This window comes from Dysosmobacter sp. (assembly GCF_052306735.1).
GTDB lineage: Bacteria > Bacillota > Clostridia > Oscillospirales > Oscillospiraceae > Oscillibacter.
The window spans coordinates 1-18,991 of the sequence record NZ_DAWBAJ010000007.1 but is presented as its reverse complement, the minus strand read 5'-3'; the positions used below and the strand labels follow the sequence as shown (position 1 = coordinate 18,991).

Below are 18,991 nucleotides of genomic sequence, written 5' to 3'. Positions count from 1 at the left end.
GGCCGCATCCGCCTGATTCTTTTTCGCGTTTCCCCGGCAGGGAAACCATCAGTCAAACTCTCTCCGGTGGGATTCAAAAAAATCATGGTACATTCGGACGTTTTCCAGCTCCGTCCAGGGACAGGGGGAAACGGGGCAGCTGTCCATATCGTAAACCACTGCGTCTTTCAGAGCCAGCAGGAAGGGAGAGTGGGTAGCGATGACCAGCTGGCAGCGGTAGAAGCGCACGGCGTCCTCCAGAAACTGCGCCAATTCCAGCTGCAGTTTTGCCGAGAGGCTGTTTTCCGGCTCATCCAGCAGATACAGGCCATCCTGTGTGATCTCCCGGGTGAAGTATAAAAAGGCGCTCTCGCCGTTGGACTGTTCCGAGATATCGTTCATCACCTGATCCCGGACGTAGCGGGAGCCAGTCTTGCGCTGGGCATCCACTACCTTGCGCAGCTCGTCCAGATCTGACAGGGAGCGCAGCTGCATCTTGGCGTAGCGCTTGTCCGTGTATTCGGAGAGCAGCTCTGTGCGCCGGGAGTCAATGTTCTCATTGAGGCAGCGCAGGTCCAGCAGATAGTCGAAGACGTCGTCGCTGGTGATGACCCGGCTGTTGTTCCGGATCTCCCGGCGGAAGGAGGGAGCAGACTCAAAGGAGCACAAGCGCAGATAGTCATCCCAGAAGCCGCTGCGGTTGAACACGGCCCCCCGCTGGAGCTGGAGAGTTTCGCCGATGAGATTGAGCAGGGTGGTTTTCCCGCTGCCGTTCCCGCCGTGGAAAATGGTGATGGGGGAGAAGGTGACCTCCGTCAGCTGCTTTTGGGGGAAGATCCCAAAGGGATAGCGGCTGGTGTAGCAGGTACGGCGGCACTTGGGAGCGCCCAGCAGAAAGTTGGATTCCTCCCCTTCGGAGGGGAGGGTGAAAGATTCCAGATACAGCATGTGGGTGGCCTCTTTGGTATGGATGTTGGTTTATCCGGCAGATACGGCGGCGGTGGTCTCCCCGTCATAGCGGATCTCCTGGACGGCTGGGGTCTGGGGGACTTCCGCCTTTTGGGGCGGCTGGTAGGTGCCTGCCAGCTTGCGCTCTACCCGCAGGGCGCCGTCGCTGTCGGGGGAATAGAGGGTGGGGCGGTAGTCGTTGCGGTCGGAGCGGCTGGAGATAGAGCAGGGGTGCACCGTGGTTCCGCAGACCTGAACGCTCCCGTCATCCTGGCGTTCCACCTCCACCTGGATGATGGCGGTGTCCTTGTCCGAGGGGTTGCGGTTTCCGCCGAAGCAGAAGTTCCCCATGCTGTACAAAATTACGCTCTCGCCCCACTGCTCCATGGGCTGAAGCACATGGGGATGGCTGTTGTAAACGATGTGGGCGCCGCACTCCGCCGCGTACCGGAAGAGCTCCCGCTGGCGGGCGCTGGGGGTATAGGAGCCCTCCACTCCCGCGTGGAAGGCGGCCACGATGACCTCAGCCCCCTGGGCCTGGAGGCTTTCAATGGCTTTTTTAATTTCCGGACGGCCAAAATGGTAGGCTGTGTAGACGCCGATTTTCAATCCCCGGGACGTGGTATACAAAAAAGTCTCACCGTCTCCGCCTGCGGAGATTCCCAGGTTTTCCAAAACCTGCCGCGTCTCCGCCAGGCCGGTTTTTCCGTAGTCCAGACTGTGGTTATTGGCCAGAGTGACGGCCTCCACGCTGCCCTCCGTCAGAATTTGGCCGTAGGCGGGCAGGCCCCGGAACCGGTATTCCTTTTCCGCCGGAACCGTATAGGAAGTCAGGGCACACTCCAGATTCACAAAGGTGAAATCATCCCGGCTGAACAGCTCCTTTACCCCGGAAAGGGGATAGGCGTAGTTCTCTCCCACCACATCCGGAAAGCTGCCGCTTTTGCCCCAGGCGGTATGCTCTACGCCCAGGGTGCAGTCTCCGGCAAAGCTCAGGAGAAATCGGTTATCCGGCAGCGCGTCAGATTCCTCCTGGACCGGCTGAGCCTGGGTGAGGGGAATGATTTCTACGGATGCATCATCGGAAGTGCTGTCCGGTCCTGGGACTGCCGGCGCGGCCGCGTGAAAAAAACCGCTGGCCCGTATGGCGCCCGCTATCGCAAGAACCGTCACTGCTGCCGCCACGGTGCCCGTCAGGAACCGCCGGGAGCGCTTGGCCGGGCGCAGCCGTTTGCCGCCCCGGGCAGTTCCTCCGCCGCCGGAGAGCCGCTTGCCTCCGCCGCTGTATAAGCGCATCTTCTTCACCTCCCGCCAAATGGGCTGTTATGCTCCTATTGTAAGCGCTGGGTTCAGCGGGTCAACAACAGAAAGATTACAATTTTTTCAAAAAGTGACAACTTTTTCAAAAAATTCCCCTAATACATGCAACCGCAAACCGAAAAACGTGCGGTTTACTATGCGGGACGGAGTATAAAAAAGACATCCTGGAACCGCCGGCCACGGCGGTTCCAGGATGCGACAGCCCAAAACAGAACGAAAGTAATATAGCTTTACAGAAGCGTGATACCAGCCTTTTCACAGGCTTCCATGGTTTCCTTATCCCAGAGGCTGGCCTGAACCTCGCCGATATGGCAGGTGCCGATGAGCAGCATGCACACCCGGGACTGGCCGATGCCGCCGCCGATGGACTGGGGCAGCTGGTTGTTCAGCAGCATCTGGTGGAAGGGGAACTTGCGGCGGTGGTCGCAGCCGGCGGCAGTGAGCTGGCGGTCCAGAGACTCCGCATTGACGCGGATGCCCATGGAGGAAACTTCAAAGCGGCTCTGGAGCACCGGGTTCCACATGAGGATATCGCCGTTGAGATCCCAGTCGTCATAGTCGGGAGCGCGGCCGTCGTGGGGCTTGCCGGAGCCCTTGAGGGGCTTTCCGATCTGCATCAGGAACACCGTGTGGTGCTGGCGGCAGATCTCCGTCTCCCGCTCGTTGGGAGTCAGATCCGGGTACATATCCTCCAGTTCCTGCGTGGTGATGAAGAACACCTTCCGCTCGGGCTTAAAGGTCAGAGCCGGGAAGGCGTTGCGCAGGGCGGTGGCAGTGTCGCACAGGGCACCCACGATGTCCCGGACGGTGTCCTTGAGATATTCCACGTTCCGGTCGGACTCCTCAATGTGCTTCTCCCAGTCCCACTGATCCACGTAGATGGAGTGGAGGTTATCAACCACTTCATCCCGGCGGATGGCGTTCATATCCGTGTAGAGGCCGCTGCCGGCGGGGAACTCATAGCGCTTGAGGGCCAAGCGCTTCCACTTGGCCAGAGAATGCACCACCTGGCCGTCGGTCCCCACGTCGGGGATGTCAAAGGAGACCGGGCGCTCCACGCCGTTGAGGTCGTCGTTGAGGCCGGTGTTTCCGTCCACAAACAGGGGGGCGGAGACCCGGTGCAGGTTCAGCCGGATGGTGAGGCTGTGCTGGAACTCCGTGTGGATCAGTTCGATGGCACGCTGGAGCTGATTGTTGGAAAGAGGCATCTTGTAGCCTTCGGGGATGATGAGCTTGCTCATGGAGTATATCAGTCCTTTTTATAGAATGTTACAACGGAATGGAAGACTGCGGCGGTGGATCGAGGGGGCTTCTGCGCTTATGCCTGCAGCTTGGAAAGGCCCAGGCGCAGACGGCGCAGCGTCTCCTCTTTGCCCAGAATGTGGCAGATCTCCACGGCGCCGCCGGGGGTCACCTGCTTGCCGGCGGCGGCGATGCGCACCGGCCACATGAGAGTGGCGTTCTTGACTCCCAGGCTCTCTGCCAGGGAGATGAGGCAGTCATGGACGGCATCCTGCGTCCACTGGGGCAGAGCCTCCAGGGCGGGGATGGCCGCTTGGAGCATCCGGGCGGAGACTTCACTGTCGGTCTTGGACTTCTTGTTGGTGAAGAGGGCCACGTCGTAGTCCGGCAGCGCGTCGAAGAAGTCCACCTTCTCGGGGATCTCCGTGAGCTTTTCGCACCGGGCCTGCAGCAGCGCCGCCACGGCAGCGGTGTCGATGGCGGGGTTCTTCACGCCCTGGCGGATATAGGGCTCCGCCGCCTTGGCAAAGTCCTCCGGCGCCATAGCTCTCAGGTAGGTGGCGTTGAAATAGGTGAGCTTGTCAATGTCGAAGATAGCCGGGGACTTGGAGATGCCGGCGATGTCAAAGGCATCCACCAGCTCCGGCAGGGAGAAGATCTCCTGCTCGCCCAGCTCGCCCTTGGGCGCCCAGCCCAGAAGGGCCACGTAGTTCAAAATGGCCGCCGTCAGATAGCCCTGATCCCGCAGATCCTCGTAGGAGGGATCTCCGTGGCGCTTGGACATCTTGTTGTGCTGATCCCGCATGACGGGGGAGCAGTGAACATAGGTGGGGATATCCCAGCCGAAGGCCTCATACAGGAGGTTATACTTGGGGGCGGAGGAGAGGTATTCGCTGCCCCGGACCACATGGGTGATGCCCATGAGGTGGTCGTCCACCACATTGGCGAAGTTATAGGTGGGCAGGCCGTCCCGCTTTAAGAGCACCTGGTCATCCAAGGTCTTGTTCTCCACGGTGATGTCGCCGAAGGAGACATCGTGGAAGGTGGTGGTGCCCTCGTGGGGGATCCGCTGGCGGATGACATAGGGCTTGCCGGCGTCCAGATTGGCCTGGATCTCCTCCGGGCTGAGATTGCGGCAGGGGTCGTCTCCCCGGTCAAACTCGCCGGAGTCCTCCTCGGACTCAGTCTTCTCGCAGAAGCAGTAATAGGCCGCGCCCTTGGCTACCAGCAGATGGGCGTATTTGCCGTACAGGCCCCGCCGCTCCGACTGGATGTAGGGGCCCACAGGGCCGCCCACGTCGGGGCCTTCGTCGTGATCCAGGCCGCACTCGGCCATGGTGCGGTAGATGACGTCGGTGGCGCCTTCCACCAGACGGCCCTGGTCGGTATCCTCAATGCGCAGGATAAACGTGCCGTGATTGTGCCGGGCGATGAGCCAGGTATACAGGGCGGTGCGCAGGTTGCCCACGTGCATGTAGCCGGTGGGGGAGGGGGCGAACCGGGTGCGGACGCCGCCCTTGGGGATGCGGGCCTCCATCTCATCAAAGAAAGCCTGATCGATTTCCATAAAATGGTACCTCCATTGGAAATTTACACAATTACACATCTAGCATTATGGCCGCTGCGGCGGCGAATGTCAAGAAAATGTGAGCCCTGAGGCGGGAAAATCCCCAAAGCAGAGGGGCTTTGGGGATTTTGGGTCAGGTTTGCCGGGCGGGTTTCCGGACGGCGGGAGTTCGCTGGGCCATCACCACGCCGCCGGTGATGAGCACGGCGCCCAGAATGGCCAGGGGAGAGATGGCCTCGCCCAGGAAGATTCGGGCGGTGACGATGGTGACGAAGGGAATGAGGTAGATGAAATTGTTGGCTGCCACCACCCCCAAAATCCGGATGGCGTGGTTCCAGAGGACGTAGCACAACGCGCTGCCCATGAGGCCCAGAAACACCAGGCACCCGGCCAGGGGCAGGGAGGCCAGGGGTTCCAGGGAGAAGGGGGCGCCTTCCGCAGCCACAAAAGGCACTGCCGTAATGGCTCCCCAGAACAGAGTCCGCCGGGTCACCAGAATGGGGTCATAAGAGGAGGCACAGCGCTTGAGCAGTACCGAGTACACTGCCCAGCACCCCGCCGCCGCCAGGGCCAGGAAGTCGCCCCGGGGATCCAGACGCAGCACGAAGGTGCCGTTGCACACCACCAAAATCACGCCGGTGAAGGCGGTGAGAAAGCCCAGCAGCGTCCCGGAGGAGAGGCGCTCCTCGCCGGTAAGATGGGCCGCCACGGCGGTGAAGATGGGGGCCGCCGCCACGATGATGCTGACGTTGGCAGCCAGGGTATAGGACAGGGCGGTATTCTCCGTGTAGAAGTACAGCGAACAGCCGAAGATGCCCAGCAGCACGAACCGGAGCTCCTCCCGGCATGTGAGATGCAGCCGCCGGTGCCGGGGGAGCCACAGGGCGCCGTAAGCCAGTACGAAGCGCAGCAGCATGATCTGGGAGGGAGTGTAGTACACCAGCAGCTTCTTGCTGGCGATGAAGGTGGAGCCCCAGACCATCACAGTGAAAACGGCCATCAGCCATCCGGAGAGTTTTGTGCTTTTTTGCATAGTACAGCCTGCCTTATCCGCGGAATTTTCTGACCATGATATCATGCTCCGCTCAAAAGGGCAAGGCCCGGTTGAAAGCAGCTGCTGCCCCGAGATTTTCCCAGGGGCTGGAGCGTTTTCTCCGTTGCACTTTTTCAGAGGCTGTGGTACACTGTATAAGTTAAATTGCGCCGTTTTGCAAGGCGCGTTCAATGGAAAGATTTGAGGTGTTCCAACTATGGAAAATGAAGTGCAGAAAAAACGCATTCTCAGCGGCATCCAGCCCTCCGGTGATCTGACCCTGGGCTCCTACCTAGGGGCCATCCGCAACTGGGCCGCTCTGGCGGATGAATATGATTGTTACTACATGCTGGCAGACATGCACACCATCACGGTGCGTCAGGTGCCTGCGGAGCTGCGCCGCCATACCATTACCCAGGTGGCGGCCTACATTGCCAGCGGTCTGGATCCGGAGAAGAATACCCTCTTTGTCCAGTCCCATGTGCCGGCCCACGCCCAGCTGGGCTGGGTGCTGGACTGCTACACCATGTTCGGCGAGCTCTCCCGCATGACCCAGTTCAAGGATAAATCCGCCAAAAACGCCGACAACATCAACGCCGGCCTCTTCACCTATCCCGCCCTGATGGCGGCGGATATCCTGCTCTACCAGGCGGATCTGGTGCCTGTGGGCGGCGACCAGAAGCAGCATGTGGAGATCTGCCGGGACATCGCCACCCGCTTCAACGGTATCTACGGCGATACGTTCAAACTCCCTGATCCCTATATTCCGGAAGTGGGGGCCCGGGTCATGAGCCTGACCAGCCCGGAAAAGAAGATGTCCAAGTCCGACAAGGATCAAAACGGCTGTGTGTACATGCTGGAAAAGCCCGAGGATATCATGCGTAAGTTCAAGAAGGCCGTGACGGACTCCGAGGCCTGCGTTCGCTACGACAAGGAGAATAAGCCCGGTGTGTCCAACCTCATGCAGATCTACTCCGCTGCCACCGGCAAGACCTTCCAGGAGATCGAGGCGGAGTTCGCCGGCCGGGGCTACGGCGACTTCAAGACCGCTGTGGGCGAGTCCGTGGTGGAGCTGCTGCGCCCCATCCGGGAGGAGACGGAGCGGCTGCTGGCGGACAAGGCATATCTGGAGAGCGTGTACCGCGCCGGTGCCGAGAAGGCCTCCCGGGTGGCAAACCGCACCCTCTCCAAGGTCTATAAGAAGATCGGCTTTTTGGCTCGTTGACGGAGGATGCCATGGTACTGGAAAATCAGCTGATCGTCTATGTGGTCCTGGCGCTGCTGGTAGCGGCGGTGGTCAGCTTTCTCATGACCCCGGTGGTGAAGACCTTCGCCTATAAGGTTGGTGCCATCGATGTGCCCAAGGATGCCCGCCGGATGCACAAGGTGCCCATCCCCCGGCTGGGGGGCCTGGCCATCTTCATCGGCTTCCTGGTGAGCATCGTCCTGTTTGTGAATATCCGGGGCAACCAGCAGATGCAGTCCATTCTGCTGGGCGCCGTCATCATCGTGATCCTGGGCGTGGTGGACGATATCACGCCCCTGCCGGCCATGTTCAAATTCGTGGTGCAGATCGTGGCGGCGGCCATTCCCGCCATGAACGGTGTGGTGATCCAGGCCATCTCCAACCCCAACGTTTTTTCGGACAACCTCTACTGGGTACTGGGCTGGCTGTCCATCCCCGTGACGGTAATCTGGATCGTGGCCATCACCAACTCCGTCAACCTCATCGACGGGCTGGACGGCCTGGCTAACGGTGTTTCCGCCATCTCCGCCACCACGGTGCTCATCATCGCCCTCCTTGGCAGCGAGAGCCAGGTGGCGTTGGTGATGGCCGCCCTGGTGGGTGCCTGCGTGGGCTTCATGCCCTATAACCTCAACCCCGCCAAGATCTTCATGGGAGATACCGGCGCCACGTTCTTAGGATACATTCTGGCCACCATGTCCATCCAGGGCCTTTTCAAGTTCTACGCGGTCATCTCCTTCGCAGTGCCGTTTTTGATTCTGGGATTGCCCATCTTTGACACCACCTTTGCCTTTATCCGGCGCATTGCCCACGGTCAGAGCCCCATGCACGCCGACCGCGGCCACATCCATCACCGGCTCATCGACATGGGCCTCAACCAGAAGCAGGCGGTGGCCACGCTGTATGTGATTTCCGCCATTCTGGGCCTCTCCGCCGTGGTGCTCACCACCGGCGGCGAACAGAAGGCCATGCTGTTTTTCGCGGCGCTGTGCATTGTGGCGCTGGTGGCCGCCCGGGTGGTGTTCCCCAAGGAGGTTCGGGAGGAGCTCCATGAGGAGCTGGAGGAACTCAAGGAGCACGGCCACCATGAGGGGGCCCACGCCCACGAGGACAAGCCTTCCCAGGAGGAAAAGGGGAAGGAGAAGGAGTCTTAAATGAAGAACGTACGGATTATGAGCGTCTTCGGCACCCGGCCGGAGGCTATCAAGATGTGCCCCCTGGTGAAGGAACTGGGCACCCGCCCGGGAATCGAGAGCCTCTGCTGCGTCACCGCCCAGCACCGCCAGATGCTGGACAGCGTACTGGAGGTCTTTGATCTCAAGCCCGACTGGGATCTGGACATCATGACCCCCCGGCAGACCCTCTCCACCATCACCAGCAAGTGCCTTTTGGGGATGGACGAGGCCATCGACAGCCTGAAGCCGGATATGATCCTGGTTCACGGCGATACCTCCACCACTTTCGCCGGGGCCCTGTCCGCCTTCTACCACCAGGTGCCTGTTGGACACGTGGAAGCAGGATTGCGGACCTATGACAAGTATTCTCCCTTTCCGGAGGAGATGAACCGCAAGCTGGTCTCCGCCATTGCGGATCTCTATTTCTGCCCCACGGAGAACAACAAAAAGAACCTCCTGAAAGAGGGAATCACCGAGGGGCTGTTCGTCACCGGAAATACCGTCATCGATGCCTTGAAGACCACCGTACGGGAGGATTACCGCTTTGCCACGGAGGAGCTCAACCACCTGCCCTACGGGGAGAAGAAGATCATTCTGGTGACCTGCCACCGCCGGGAAAACTACGGCGAACCCATGAAGAACATCATGCTGGCCCTGCGTCAGATCGCCGAGGAAAATGAAGATGTGGAGCTGGTGTATCCCGTGCACCTGAGCCCGGTGGTGCGGGAGGCGGTGGACACCTATCTCCGGGGTGCGCCCCGGGTCCATCTCATCGACCCGCTGCCCGCCGACGAGATGCACAATCTCATGGCCCGCAGCTTCCTGGTGCTGACGGATTCCGGCGGGCTCCAGGAGGAGGCGCCCGCCCTGGGAAAGCCCGTGCTGGTGATGCGCCGGGAGACGGAGCGGCCGGAGGCTGTGGCTGCCGGCACCGTGAAGCTGTGCGGCGTGGTGCAGGATGACATCGTCACCATGGCGGAACGGCTCATCCGCGACAGTGCCGCCTATACCCAGATGGCTCATGCGGTGAATCCCTACGGCGACGGCCATGCCTGCCGCCGGATCGCCGACGCTATCGAATGGCGCTTCGGCCTGCGCGCTGACCGGCCGGAGGAGTTCTGAGCAGCTCCATACCATCCTGAGGGGAAGGAGGCGTTTGATGGACAAGCGGAAACTCAACCGGATCACCGTAGGATTCGTAGCGCTGATGGCTCTGGTGATCATTTTGATGCTGGTGAACGGTTTGCGCCGCACCGCCCATATCACGCTTCCCCAGGAATCGGATGTCACGGACAACGCCCAGGAGGACGGCGAGCTGTCCGGCAGCGATCTGACGCTGGTGGAGATCCGGCCGGACACGGTCCAATCCGCCATTGCCGCTCTGGAACGGCCTACCCAGTACCGGCGCACCTTCCGGGTGATGCAGTTTTGGAGCGGAGGCAGCGGCGAAAACGAGGTCAGTGTGGCGGTGAATGGTCCCTGGACCCGTACGGACCGCACCCAGGCGGACGGCCGGGTGCGCCACAGCCTTACCGACGGAGAAGTCACCTATATCTGGTACGACAGCGAAAAGGACTTTGCCACCTTGGCGGCGGGTTCCATCACCGCCGATCAGGAGCAGATGATCCCCACCTACGAAGATGTCTTGGCTCTGGAGGTGGAGCAGATCGCCCTGGCGGATTACCGGATGGCCTCCGACATGAAGTGTATCTATGTGGAGACCGCGGAGAATGAAGACGGTTACGTAAGCCGCTTCTGGGTCAATGTGGATACAGGGCTGTTGGTGGCGGCGGAGCGGCAGCAGGACGGCGAGACCATCTACCGCATGGGGGAGCTGTCCATGGTGTCGGATCCCACATTTACCAATGATTTTACCCTGCCGGACGGCACGGTGGTCATGGGATAAGGAGAATCAGCAAAGAGCGGAGGCGATTGCCTCCGCTCTTTTTTACAGGATGAGCAATAATCCCAGGGCCACCAGCAATTCCTCATCGGCATCCTCCCGGAAGAGGAAGAACAAAAGCCCCAGCAGCAGCAGATCCCCGGTATCCACACTGTCCAAGTGAAACTGATCCAGCATGTGGCGCAGAAAGCCGGTGAGGCCGTCAGCCAGGCCGCTGTTTCCCGGATTGTCGGCGTTTTCATAGGCGGGCCGCTCTGAGGTATGGCGGTGAGGGGGAGCCTCCTGCCGGGGAGGGGATGGCCCGTCCCGGGGCGGTCTTTCGCCGCCGGGGGGAGGCCCGGTGCCGCTCTGGGACTCCGATGGAGCCTGGGGCGGCGTTTCCCGCCCGGACTGTTCCGGCTCCGGGACCCGGGTGTACCCGCCCTGGTCATTGCGGATATAGCGGTTATACATCCCGGATCCCTCCCCAGCCCTCTAAGAATTTCTTCCCGATATGGAACAGCCGTGCCAGCTGCAGCGCCCGCTCCACCTTGTCCTGGCGCTCCGGCTTCAGGTAGGGGCGCAGGGCGTATACAAGCCGCCGGGCGTTGGTGTCCTGACCGGAGCCCAGCTCCTGCACCAGGGGAAGGAGCCGCATGAGAAGCTGCGGATCCAGCCCACCCGTCAGGGCGGAGAGTGGGTCGCCCCCGCCGCCGGAACCGGCGGGAGAAAAGGCAGGGGCGGCCTGCTGGGGAGAAGGCGGCGGGGAAGAGGCGCTCCACGGTCCCTGGGGGGCTTGCTGGGACTCCGAAGAGCCGGAGCTCCCGGAGAGGGACTGGGCCAGCTGCATGATTTTGGCCATGCTGTCCGGGTCGGACAGCAGCGCGTTGATCTTCTCGTCCAGTTCGGCCATAGGGCCACCGCCTTTCCCCGCTTTTTCAGGGCTTTACTGTTTTCCGGATGTGCTCCACTAGGGCAGCGCCGCCGGGAGAACTCATGATCTGCTGCATCATGGCGGCCAGCGCTGCCGTGTCGCCGTTGGCGGCGGACTGTGCCGCCTGCTGCAAAGAGGCCCCCCGGCTGCCGTCAGAGAGCATCCGCATCAGGGCCTGACCGTCCTGGGACTGCATCAGCTGTCCCAGCAGGGCGGGGTTGTTCTTGAGTTGCTGGGCCATGCGGGCCATTTTCTCGTCCATGTGTGCCTCCTTATAGGGGAAGATTCCCGTACTCTGTCCCAGTATATGATGGGAAATGAAAAAAAGTGCCTGCACGGCGGCAGGCACTTTCCAGAGACATGATTATTTTTTCTTGGCAGCCTTGGCAGCAGCACAGTCCCCGGCCAGGGGGCAGCCCTCACACTTGGGGGAGCGGGCGGTACAGGTATCCCGGCCGAAGAGCACCATCCGGTGGCAGAAATCGGAGGACTCCTCCGGCGGCAGTACCTTGCGCAGCTGCCGTTCCACCTGGACGGGATCCTTGGACCCATCGGTGATGCCCAGCCGCCCGGTGATGCGGATGCAGTGGGTGTCGCAGACGTAGGCGGGCTGGTGGTAGATGTCTCCCAGGATCAGGTTGGCGGTCTTGCGGCCCACGCCGGGCAGGGCCGTCAGTTCCTCCATGGTGCCGGGGACCTTGCCGCCGTGCTTTTGGAGCAGCTGCTGTGCACAGGCCACGATGTCCCGGGCCTTGCCGTTATAAAACCCGCAGGAGTGGATGTACTCTCCCACCTCCGCCGGATCTGCCTGGGCAAAGCTCTCCAGGGTGGGAAAGCGCTCATACAAAGCGGGGGTGACCTTGTTGACCCGTTCGTCGGTACACTGGGCGGACAGCCGCACGGCAAAGAGCAGCTCGTAGTCCTTTTCATATTGCAGGGAACAAAGGGCGTCGGGATAGAGCCCTTTCAGCGTTTCAATGATCCGCTTCACGGCGGCCTTGGATTTCATGGTCATCACCTCGCTCCCCAGCATACCACAAAATTCGACACAAGGCTAGGGAAAAAACCGTGGAAATCACAGGGAGCGTGTGGTATAATTCCAATTTAGTCAGTATGAAAGGAGGGGTGGACATGGGACGCCCCCTGGCAGATGAGATCCGGCCCAAAACGCTGGACGAGGTGGTGGGACAGCGGCACCTGCTTGCCCCCGGCGCGGTACTGCGCCGGCTCATTGAGAGCGGCACTGACACAAACATGGTCTTTTACGGGCCCTCCGGCACCGGCAAGACCACCATCGCCAACATCATCGCCCAAAAGACCCAAAAGACCCTCTACCGTCTCAACGCTACCACCGCCTCCTTGCAGGATATCAAGGACATCATCGCCGACGTGGGCACCCTGATGGCCCCCGGCGGGATTTTGCTGTACCTGGATGAGATCCAGTATTTCAACAAGAAGCAGCAGCAAAGCCTCCTGGAATTCATGGAGAACGGGCAGCTGACCCTCATCGCCTCTACCACGGAGAATCCCTACTTCTATGTGTACAGCGCCCTGCTCTCCCGCAGCACGGTGTTCGAGTTCAAGGCGGTGTCCGCCGCGGAGGCGGAACCGGCGGTGCTGCGGGCTTTGCGTATTGAGCGCCAGCGCAGTACATTGCCCCTTTCCTGGGAGGAAGCTGTCCCGGGACAGATCGCCGCCGCCTGCGGAGGCGATGTCCGCAAAGCCATCAACGCCGTGGAGCTTTTGTGCCAGGCGGCGCAGCCGGTGGACGGGAAGCTGATCCTGACAAGTGATGACGCCTTACAGGTCTCGCAGCGCAGCGCGATGCGCTACGACCGGGACGGGGACGCCCACTACGACATCCTCTCGGCGCTGCAAAAGTCCATCCGGGGCTCTGACCCGGACGCCGCGGTCCACTATCTGGGGCGGCTGCTGGAGGCGGGAGACCTGCTCTCACCCTGCCGGCGTCTGCTGGTGATCGCGGCGGAGGATGTGGGCCTTGCCTATCCCATGGCCATGGCCATCACCAAGGCCTGCGTGGACGCGGCGGTGCAGGTGGGACTGCCGGAGGCCCGGCTTCCCCTGGCGGAGGCGGCCATCCTGCTGGCCACGGCCCCCAAGTCCAACACCGCCCACAACGCCATCATCGCCGCCATGGCGGATCTGAAAAAAGGGAAGAGCGGGGACATTCCCCGCCACCTGCAGAATGTCCACGTGGATACCTCCGGCCAGGAGCGGGAGCAGGGCTACCTCTATCCCCACGACTTTCCAAACCGGTGGGTGCCCCAGCAGTATCTGCCGGACGCCATCAAGGACGTCAAATACTACCACTGGGGCGACAACAAGACGGAGCAGGCCGCCAGGGCCTACTGGGAAAAGATCAAGGGCGAGCCTCTGTAAAATCCGTCTCCACCGGTGTCTTCACGCACCCCGGCGGGGAGTAGATCCACCGCTCCAGCACCCCGTCGGTGATCTGATAGCGCAACGGCGCGGGATTTTCCGGCGGCGGCAGGCGGTCGATGAGCTGCAATTTGACCTTCATGTTCTCCGGCCGGATGCTGCGGATGCGCACGGAGACGGCGTCTCCCTCGCAGATGCCCTCCCGGTTGTCCGCCAGGCCTGAGAGGTTGGGGGTCAGCTCGATAAAAGTGCCGTACTCCCGGATGCTGCGGACGATGCCGGTGACGGTGTCTCCCACCTGAAAGCGGCTGGCGTTTTCCATCCAGGTGCCCAGAAGCTCCCGGTGGGTGAGGGTGAAGCGGCGCCGCTCCGGGTCCATGGCCCGGATCACCGCCAGGATCTTCTGTCCCGGGGAGAAGCGGTCCGACGGGTGGGAGATGCGGGAGACGGAGATGTGCTCCAGTGGCAGCATGGCGATGACGCCGCAGCCTATATCCGCAAAGGCGCCGAAGGGGGCCAGGCTGGTGATCCGGGCCGTGATGACGGATCCCGGACGCAGATTGGCGAGGAACCAGTCAAGGGCCCGCTCCTGGGCGTCGGCCCGGGAGAGGAGGGCCAGCGGCGCGCCTTTTTCGTCCGCAGTGACGGACTGCACGGTAAAGCACACCCGGCGCCCCACCCGGGAGAGAACGGAGATCTCCCGCTGGGCGCCGCTGATCCAGGGGGAGAGGACTTCCGATGGAGGGATGTAGCCCCGGATGCCGTCCAGGGAGAGGTGGAGGGCCAGCTCTCCGTCACACCGGTCCACGCATCCTTCCAGAATGGAGCCGTCGGCTGCGGCGGACTGGAGCAGCGGTAAGGAACAGGGAGTCGGGGGACGGAGTCCCTCCGGCGGGAACAGCTTGTTTTCCGGCATTGATATCGCATCCTATCTGCCGCACAGGCGGCGGTTGGTTTGTTGAAACCATACTATGCGCAAAAAGACACAGGTTTGACTGGAGGAATTGGAATGGACCTGCACCTGCACGACAAGGTGGAATTGAAAAAGCCCCATCCCTGCGGCAGCTCCCAGTGGGAGATCCTGCGGGTGGGCATGGACATCAAACTCAAGTGCCTGGGCTGCGGGCATGAGCTGATGCTGCCCCGCAGCAAGGCGGAAAAGAGCATCCGGAAGATCTTGACAAAGGAGGAACCCAAATGAACAAACGTACCCGCGCCGTGGCGCTGATTTTGGTGGTGGTCATGGTCATTGCGCTGCTGGCGTCCATGGTGGCCCCCTACCTGCTGTACTGAGAAAACAAAGCGCCGCTGCCTGCCGCAGCGGCGCTTTCTATCTGCAAAAGCTCCCCTGCGCCTTTCGGCGCAGGGGAGCTTTTCTCAATTACGCGATCAGACCTTGAAGCTGTCCTTCAGGGAGACGCTGCGGTTGAACACCAGATGGCCGGGGGCGGAATCCTTGCTGTCGGCGCAGAAGTAGCCCTGGCGCATGAACTGGAAGCGGTCGGAGGGCTGGGCCTTGGCCAGGCCGGCCTCCACCTTGCAGTCGGTGAGGACTTCCAGGGAGTTGGGGTTCAGACACTCCATGAAATCCTTGTCGGCGGCATCGGGATTGGGGTCGGAGAAGAGGTAGTCGTAAAGACGCACCTCCGCGTCCACGGCGGTGGCGGCGTCCACCCAGTGGATGGTGGCGCCTTTCACCTTGCGGCCGTCGGCGGGGTTGCCGCCCCGGCTCTCGGGATCGTAGGTGGCCAGGATCTCCGTGACATTGCCGCTTTCATCCTTGACGCAGCCGGTGCAGGTGATGAGGTAGGCGCCCTTGAGGCGGCACTCGGGGCCGCCGGGGAAGAGGCGCTTGTACTTGGGCACCGGGGTCTCCAGGAAGTCGTCGGCCTCCACCCACAGGTTCCGGGAGAAGGTGACGGCCCGGGTGCCGGCGGACTCGTCCAGGGGATTGTTTTCCACAGTGACGGTCTCACTCTGCCCCTCAGGGTAATTGGTGATGGTGAGCTTTACAGGGTGCAGCACTGCCATGACCCGCTGGGCCTTTTCGTTGAGATCCTCCCGCAGGCAGTGCTCCAGGAAGCCGTAGTCTACCGTGGAGGGCGTCTTGGCCACGCCGATGCGCTCGCAGAAGTTGCGGATGGACTGGGGGGTGTAGCCCCGGCGGCGCAGACCGCAGAGGGTGGGCATCCGGGGATCGTCCCAGCCGGAGACCTTGCCGCCCTCCACCAGGGCCCGCAGCTTGCGCTTGGACATGACGGTGTAGTTGATGCCGAGACGGGCAAACTCGATCTGGCGGGGGTGGGAGGGGACATCCACATGCTCGATGACCCAGTTGTAGAGAGGACGGTGATCCTCATACTCCAGGGAGCACAGGGAGTGGGTGATTCCCTCCAGGGCGTCCTGAATGGGGTGGGCAAAGTCGTACATGGGGAAGATGCACCACTTGGTGCCCTGGCGGTGATGCTCGATGTAGCGGATCCGGTAGATGACGGGATCCCGCATGTTGAAGTTGCCGCTATTCAGGTCGATCTTGGCCCGTAGGGTCTTGGATCCCTCCGGGAACTCGCCGTTCTTCATCCGCTCGAAGAGGTCCAGAGACTCCTCAATGGGGCGGTCCCGGTAGGGAGAGGTGGCGGGGATGCCGATGTCGCCCCGGTTGGCCTTGAACTCCTCCGGGCTCAGCTCGCACACGTAGGCCAAGCCCTTTTTGATGAGGCCCACCGCCAGCTCATACGTCTTTTCAAAGTAGTCGGAGCCGTAAAAGAAGCGGTCGCCCCAGTCGAAGCCCAGCCAGTGGATGTCCTCCTTGATGGCGTCTACGTACTCGGTGTCCTCCTTGGCGGGGTTGGTGTCGTCCATCCGGAGGTTGCACAGTCCGCCGAATTTCTCGGCGGTGCCGAAGTCGATGATCAGGGCCTTGCAGTGGCCGATGTGCAGGTAGCCGTTGGGCTCCGGGGGAAACCGGGTGTGGACGGTCATGCCCTCAAACTGGCCGCCGGGGGCGATATCCTCTTCAATAAAGGCGTGGATGAAGTTCCGGCTCTCGGGGGCTTCTTCCTGGGTTGTTTTGATCTCCTCTGCCATGGGCAGCTCATCCTTCCTGTCGAACATTAATCAAAAGTGGACATTATTATATAGAATCTTCCTGGAAATTGCAAGGGATTCCGGCGTTTTTCGGAAAGCGGCGTCACACGTCGGTTTTCTGATCCAGCAGATAGAAGGTGAAAGACCCGGTCCCCAGCAGCTTTTCCTGCTGGTCGGTGATCCGCACGTCAAAGACGCAGATGGTCTTACCCCGCTTGACTTCCCGGGCCTGGGCGGTGAGGGTGTCCCCGGGGACGGCGCTGCGCAGGAAATTATACTGGGAAGAGACGGTGACGGCCAGATAGCCGTAGGAGGCGGCGGCAGAGCCGCAGGCGGTGTCCGCCATGGAGAAGTAGACGCCCCCGTGAGTCTTTCCGATGGGGTTGCAGTCCTCCGGCTCCACGGTCTTGGTGACCCGGGCATAGCCGGGGCCGATCTCCTGCACCACGATGCCCAGGCGCTTGGCGTAGGGATTGTTGTTGTTGCGGTAATCCACGATCTTTTGATAGTCCATCTACCAAACCTCGCTTTTCTTGCTGTTTTTGCCATTTTAACGCAAAAGGGCCGGAGCGTCAACGGACCGCCCGACGGAAGTTCCGCCGGGCGGCCACGGTATTTTTATAGACTTTTTCGGATGGTGTTGATGGCGCCCTTTTCCAGCCGGGATACCTGGGCCTGGGAGATGCCAACCTCTGCGGAGACCTCCATCTGGGTCTTGCCCTCCCAGAACCGCAGGGACAGGATCCGCCGCTCCCGGGGATCCAGGCGCTTCATGGCCTCTTTCAGGGCGATGCGGTCCGTCCAGTCCTCGTCGGTGTTCCTGTTGTCCCGGACCTGGTCCATGACGCACAGGGTGTCGCCGCTGTCGGAGTACACCGGATCGTAGAGGGATACCGGGTCCACAATGGCGTCCATGGCGAAGACCACGTCCTCCCGGGGAATGTCCAGCTCCTGGGCGATCTGCTCCACGGTGGGCTCCTTCTGGTTTTCCGCCACCAGACGGTCCCGCACCTGCAAGACCCGGTAGGCGGTGTCCCGCATGGAGCGGGAGACCCGGATGGCGCTGTTGTCCCGGAGATAGCGCCGGATCTCCCCGATGATCATGGGGACGCCGTAGGTGGAAAAGCGCACCATCTGGCTGGTGTCGAAGTTGTCGATGGCCTTGATGAGGCCCACACAGCCCACCTGGAAGAGATCATCCACGTTTTCCTTGCGTCCGGCAAAGCGCTGGATCACCGAGAGCACCAGCCGGAGATTCCCCTCGATGAGCTCCCGGCGGGCCTCCTGGTCGCCGGCCTTGGCGCGTTTCAAAAGCGCCATGGTCTCGTCGTTTTTCAGCACCCGCAGCTTGGCGGTGTTGACCCCCGCAATCTCCACTTTTCCCTGCATCGATGCAGCCTCCTTGTTCCGGGAAGACTTCCCGAACCAGTATTGCCGGAGGCGATTTTTCCTATACTGGAAGCTTTTGTCGCTTCCTGTGTGTATGGGACGGCCCGGGAGGCGCATATATGAAAGGAAGAGAAGGGAGGCGGATGTGGTGCAGTGCCGGATCCGGAATTTACGCTGTAAGGAAGTCATCAACGTCTGCGACGGCTGCCGCTTGGGGTTCGTCTCGGATGTGGATATCCGCCTGCCGGAGGGGCAGGTGGCCGCCATCGTGGTCTATGGGCCCTGCCGCTTTTTCGGGCTCTTCGGTCCCCGGGAGGAGTTTTACATTCCCTGGGAGTGTATCCAGCGCATCGGGGAGGATCTGATCCTGGTGGATAAGCCTTTTCCCCGCCGGGAAAACGGGACGGATCACCGGGGAAGACGAAAACGGTAGCCATCCGGGGAATTTGTGTTGGATTTTTCCTCATTTTTTGGAAATAATGCTTGCATTGGGCAGATCAGTTGTGGTATTATATTTCAGCATTCCGCACGGCGCGTCGACTTTCTGTCTGTGTCTTAACCGATTGGCAGAGGGGATGAAGCCGCCGGAGGTCAAACTAAATCTGATTTGGAGGAACAAAACACTATGGCATCTAACGTCGTATCCATGAAGGCCCTGCTGGAGGCGGGCGTCCACTTCGGTCACCAGACCCGCCGCTGGAACCCCAAGATGGCTCCCTACATCTACACGGAGCGCAACGGCATCTATATCGTGGACCTGCAGAAGACCGTCCGCAAGCTGGAGGAGGC

21 protein-coding genes are annotated in these 18,991 nt (G+C 61.3%); 8 read left to right on the top strand and 13 right to left on the bottom strand.

Features of this window, described 5'->3' with window-relative positions; genetic code table 11:
• Positions 1 to 48: 48 nt before the first annotated feature.
• From ACT67G_RS03215 to ACT67G_RS03195, 5 genes are all read right to left on the bottom strand, one after another.
• On the bottom strand, positions 49 to 927 hold the full coding sequence (locus ACT67G_RS03215) for an AAA family ATPase (RefSeq protein WP_443662970.1): 879 nt from the start codon (positions 925 to 927) through the stop codon (positions 49 to 51).
• A 30-nt stretch (positions 928 to 957) separates the two neighbouring features.
• A complete protein-coding gene (locus ACT67G_RS03210) occupies positions 958 to 2,223 on the bottom strand; it encodes a CapA family protein (protein WP_443662969.1) in 1,266 nt (421 codons plus the stop codon).
• A gap of 254 nt (positions 2,224 to 2,477) precedes the next feature.
• Entirely contained in the window at positions 2,478 to 3,488 is a 1,011-nt protein-coding gene (gene asnA, locus ACT67G_RS03205) for an aspartate--ammonia ligase (protein WP_325248070.1), read from the bottom strand.
• Between the two features lie 77 nt (positions 3,489 to 3,565).
• Positions 3,566 to 5,056, bottom strand: a complete 1,491-nt coding sequence (gene gltX, locus ACT67G_RS03200; protein ID WP_443662968.1) for a glutamate--tRNA ligase — start codon at positions 5,054 to 5,056, stop codon at positions 3,566 to 3,568.
• A gap of 133 nt (positions 5,057 to 5,189) precedes the next feature.
• Positions 5,190 to 6,089 (bottom strand): DMT family transporter, encoded by a 900-nt coding sequence (locus tag ACT67G_RS03195; RefSeq protein WP_443662967.1) that lies wholly within the window; start codon positions 6,087 to 6,089, stop codon positions 5,190 to 5,192.
• Between the two features lie 217 nt (positions 6,090 to 6,306).
• Between ACT67G_RS03195 and trpS the strand changes: the two genes are divergently transcribed.
• Genes trpS through ACT67G_RS03175 form a run of 4 tightly spaced genes read left to right on the top strand, consistent with a single transcriptional unit; the run spans position 6,307 to position 10,416 of the window.
• Positions 6,307 to 7,314 carry a tryptophan--tRNA ligase gene (gene trpS, locus ACT67G_RS03190; protein WP_326215983.1) on the top strand — a complete coding sequence of 336 codons (1,008 nt, stop codon included), beginning with the start codon at positions 6,307 to 6,309 and terminating at the stop codon, positions 7,312 to 7,314.
• An 11-nt stretch (positions 7,315 to 7,325) separates the two neighbouring features.
• Entirely contained in the window at positions 7,326 to 8,489 is a 1,164-nt protein-coding gene (locus tag ACT67G_RS03185; protein ID WP_325248061.1) for an MraY family glycosyltransferase, read from the top strand.
• Positions 8,490 to 9,632 carry a non-hydrolyzing UDP-N-acetylglucosamine 2-epimerase gene (gene wecB, locus ACT67G_RS03180; protein WP_325248059.1) on the top strand — a complete coding sequence of 381 codons (1,143 nt, stop codon included), beginning with the start codon at positions 8,490 to 8,492 and terminating at the stop codon, positions 9,630 to 9,632.
• Between the two features lie 37 nt (positions 9,633 to 9,669).
• A complete protein-coding gene (locus ACT67G_RS03175; RefSeq protein WP_325248057.1) occupies positions 9,670 to 10,416 on the top strand; it encodes a hypothetical protein in 747 nt (248 codons plus the stop codon).
• A 42-nt stretch (positions 10,417 to 10,458) separates the two neighbouring features.
• Here ACT67G_RS03175 and ACT67G_RS03170 read toward each other — a convergent pair whose 3' ends face one another.
• From ACT67G_RS03170 to nth, 4 genes are all read right to left on the bottom strand, one after another.
• Positions 10,459 to 10,866 carry a hypothetical protein gene (locus tag ACT67G_RS03170; protein WP_443662966.1) on the bottom strand — a complete coding sequence of 136 codons (408 nt, stop codon included), beginning with the start codon at positions 10,864 to 10,866 and terminating at the stop codon, positions 10,459 to 10,461.
• Positions 10,859 to 11,305: a hypothetical protein gene (locus tag ACT67G_RS03165; protein WP_325248053.1), complete on the bottom strand. Its 447-nt coding sequence runs from the start codon at positions 11,303 to 11,305 to the stop codon at positions 10,859 to 10,861. The genes ACT67G_RS03170 and ACT67G_RS03165 overlap by 8 nt, the downstream gene beginning before the upstream one ends.
• A 25-nt stretch (positions 11,306 to 11,330) precedes the next feature.
• Positions 11,331 to 11,588 (bottom strand): hypothetical protein, encoded by a 258-nt coding sequence (locus ACT67G_RS03160; protein WP_443662965.1) that lies wholly within the window; start codon positions 11,586 to 11,588, stop codon positions 11,331 to 11,333.
• 102 nt (positions 11,589 to 11,690) lie between these two features.
• The gene (gene nth / locus ACT67G_RS03155; RefSeq protein ID WP_325248082.1) at positions 11,691 to 12,335 is read right to left on the bottom strand and encodes an endonuclease III; all 645 of its coding nucleotides are present in this window, start codon (positions 12,333 to 12,335) and stop codon (positions 11,691 to 11,693) included.
• Between the two features lie 122 nt (positions 12,336 to 12,457).
• Between nth and ACT67G_RS03150 the strand changes: the two genes are divergently transcribed.
• Positions 12,458 to 13,726, top strand: coding sequence for a replication-associated recombination protein A (locus ACT67G_RS03150; protein ID WP_325248049.1), 1,269 nt, complete (start codon positions 12,458 to 12,460; stop codon positions 13,724 to 13,726).
• Here the strand turns inward: ACT67G_RS03150 and ACT67G_RS03145 are convergent.
• Positions 13,707 to 14,642, bottom strand: coding sequence for a S1 RNA-binding domain-containing protein (locus ACT67G_RS03145; protein ID WP_443662964.1), 936 nt, complete (start codon positions 14,640 to 14,642; stop codon positions 13,707 to 13,709). The genes ACT67G_RS03150 and ACT67G_RS03145 overlap by 20 nt on opposite strands.
• Positions 14,643 to 14,735: 93 nt before the next feature.
• Here ACT67G_RS03145 and ACT67G_RS03140 point away from each other — a divergent pair, with 93 nt between their 5' ends.
• Positions 14,736 to 14,927, top strand: coding sequence for a DUF951 domain-containing protein (locus tag ACT67G_RS03140; protein ID WP_443662963.1), 192 nt, complete (start codon positions 14,736 to 14,738; stop codon positions 14,925 to 14,927).
• Positions 14,928 to 15,115: 188 nt separating this feature from the next.
• Here ACT67G_RS03140 and ACT67G_RS03135 read toward each other — a convergent pair whose 3' ends face one another.
• The 3 genes from ACT67G_RS03135 to sigG all read right to left on the bottom strand — a co-directional run bounded on the left by ACT67G_RS03135 (position 15,116) and on the right by sigG (position 18,202).
• The gene (locus tag ACT67G_RS03135; protein WP_326215977.1) at positions 15,116 to 16,813 is read right to left on the bottom strand and encodes a glutamine--tRNA ligase/YqeY domain fusion protein; all 1,698 of its coding nucleotides are present in this window, start codon (positions 16,811 to 16,813) and stop codon (positions 15,116 to 15,118) included.
• 103 nt (positions 16,814 to 16,916) lie between these two features.
• Entirely contained in the window at positions 16,917 to 17,327 is a 411-nt protein-coding gene (locus ACT67G_RS03130; RefSeq protein WP_325247067.1) for a PaaI family thioesterase, read from the bottom strand.
• Positions 17,328 to 17,431: 104 nt separating this feature from the next.
• Positions 17,432 to 18,202 (bottom strand): RNA polymerase sporulation sigma factor SigG, encoded by a 771-nt coding sequence (gene sigG / locus ACT67G_RS03125; RefSeq protein ID WP_443662962.1) that lies wholly within the window; start codon positions 18,200 to 18,202, stop codon positions 17,432 to 17,434.
• 148 nt (positions 18,203 to 18,350) lie between these two features.
• Between sigG and ACT67G_RS03120 the strand changes: the two genes are divergently transcribed.
• Together ACT67G_RS03120 and rpsB are read left to right on the top strand one after the other, a co-directional pair.
• Positions 18,351 to 18,635 (top strand): YlmC/YmxH family sporulation protein, encoded by a 285-nt coding sequence (locus tag ACT67G_RS03120; protein WP_325247069.1) that lies wholly within the window; start codon positions 18,351 to 18,353, stop codon positions 18,633 to 18,635.
• Positions 18,636 to 18,827: 192 nt separating this feature from the next.
• The coding region (gene rpsB / locus ACT67G_RS03115) for a 30S ribosomal protein S2 (RefSeq protein ID WP_443663018.1) at positions 18,828 to 18,991 on the top strand (164 nt) is incomplete at its 3' end.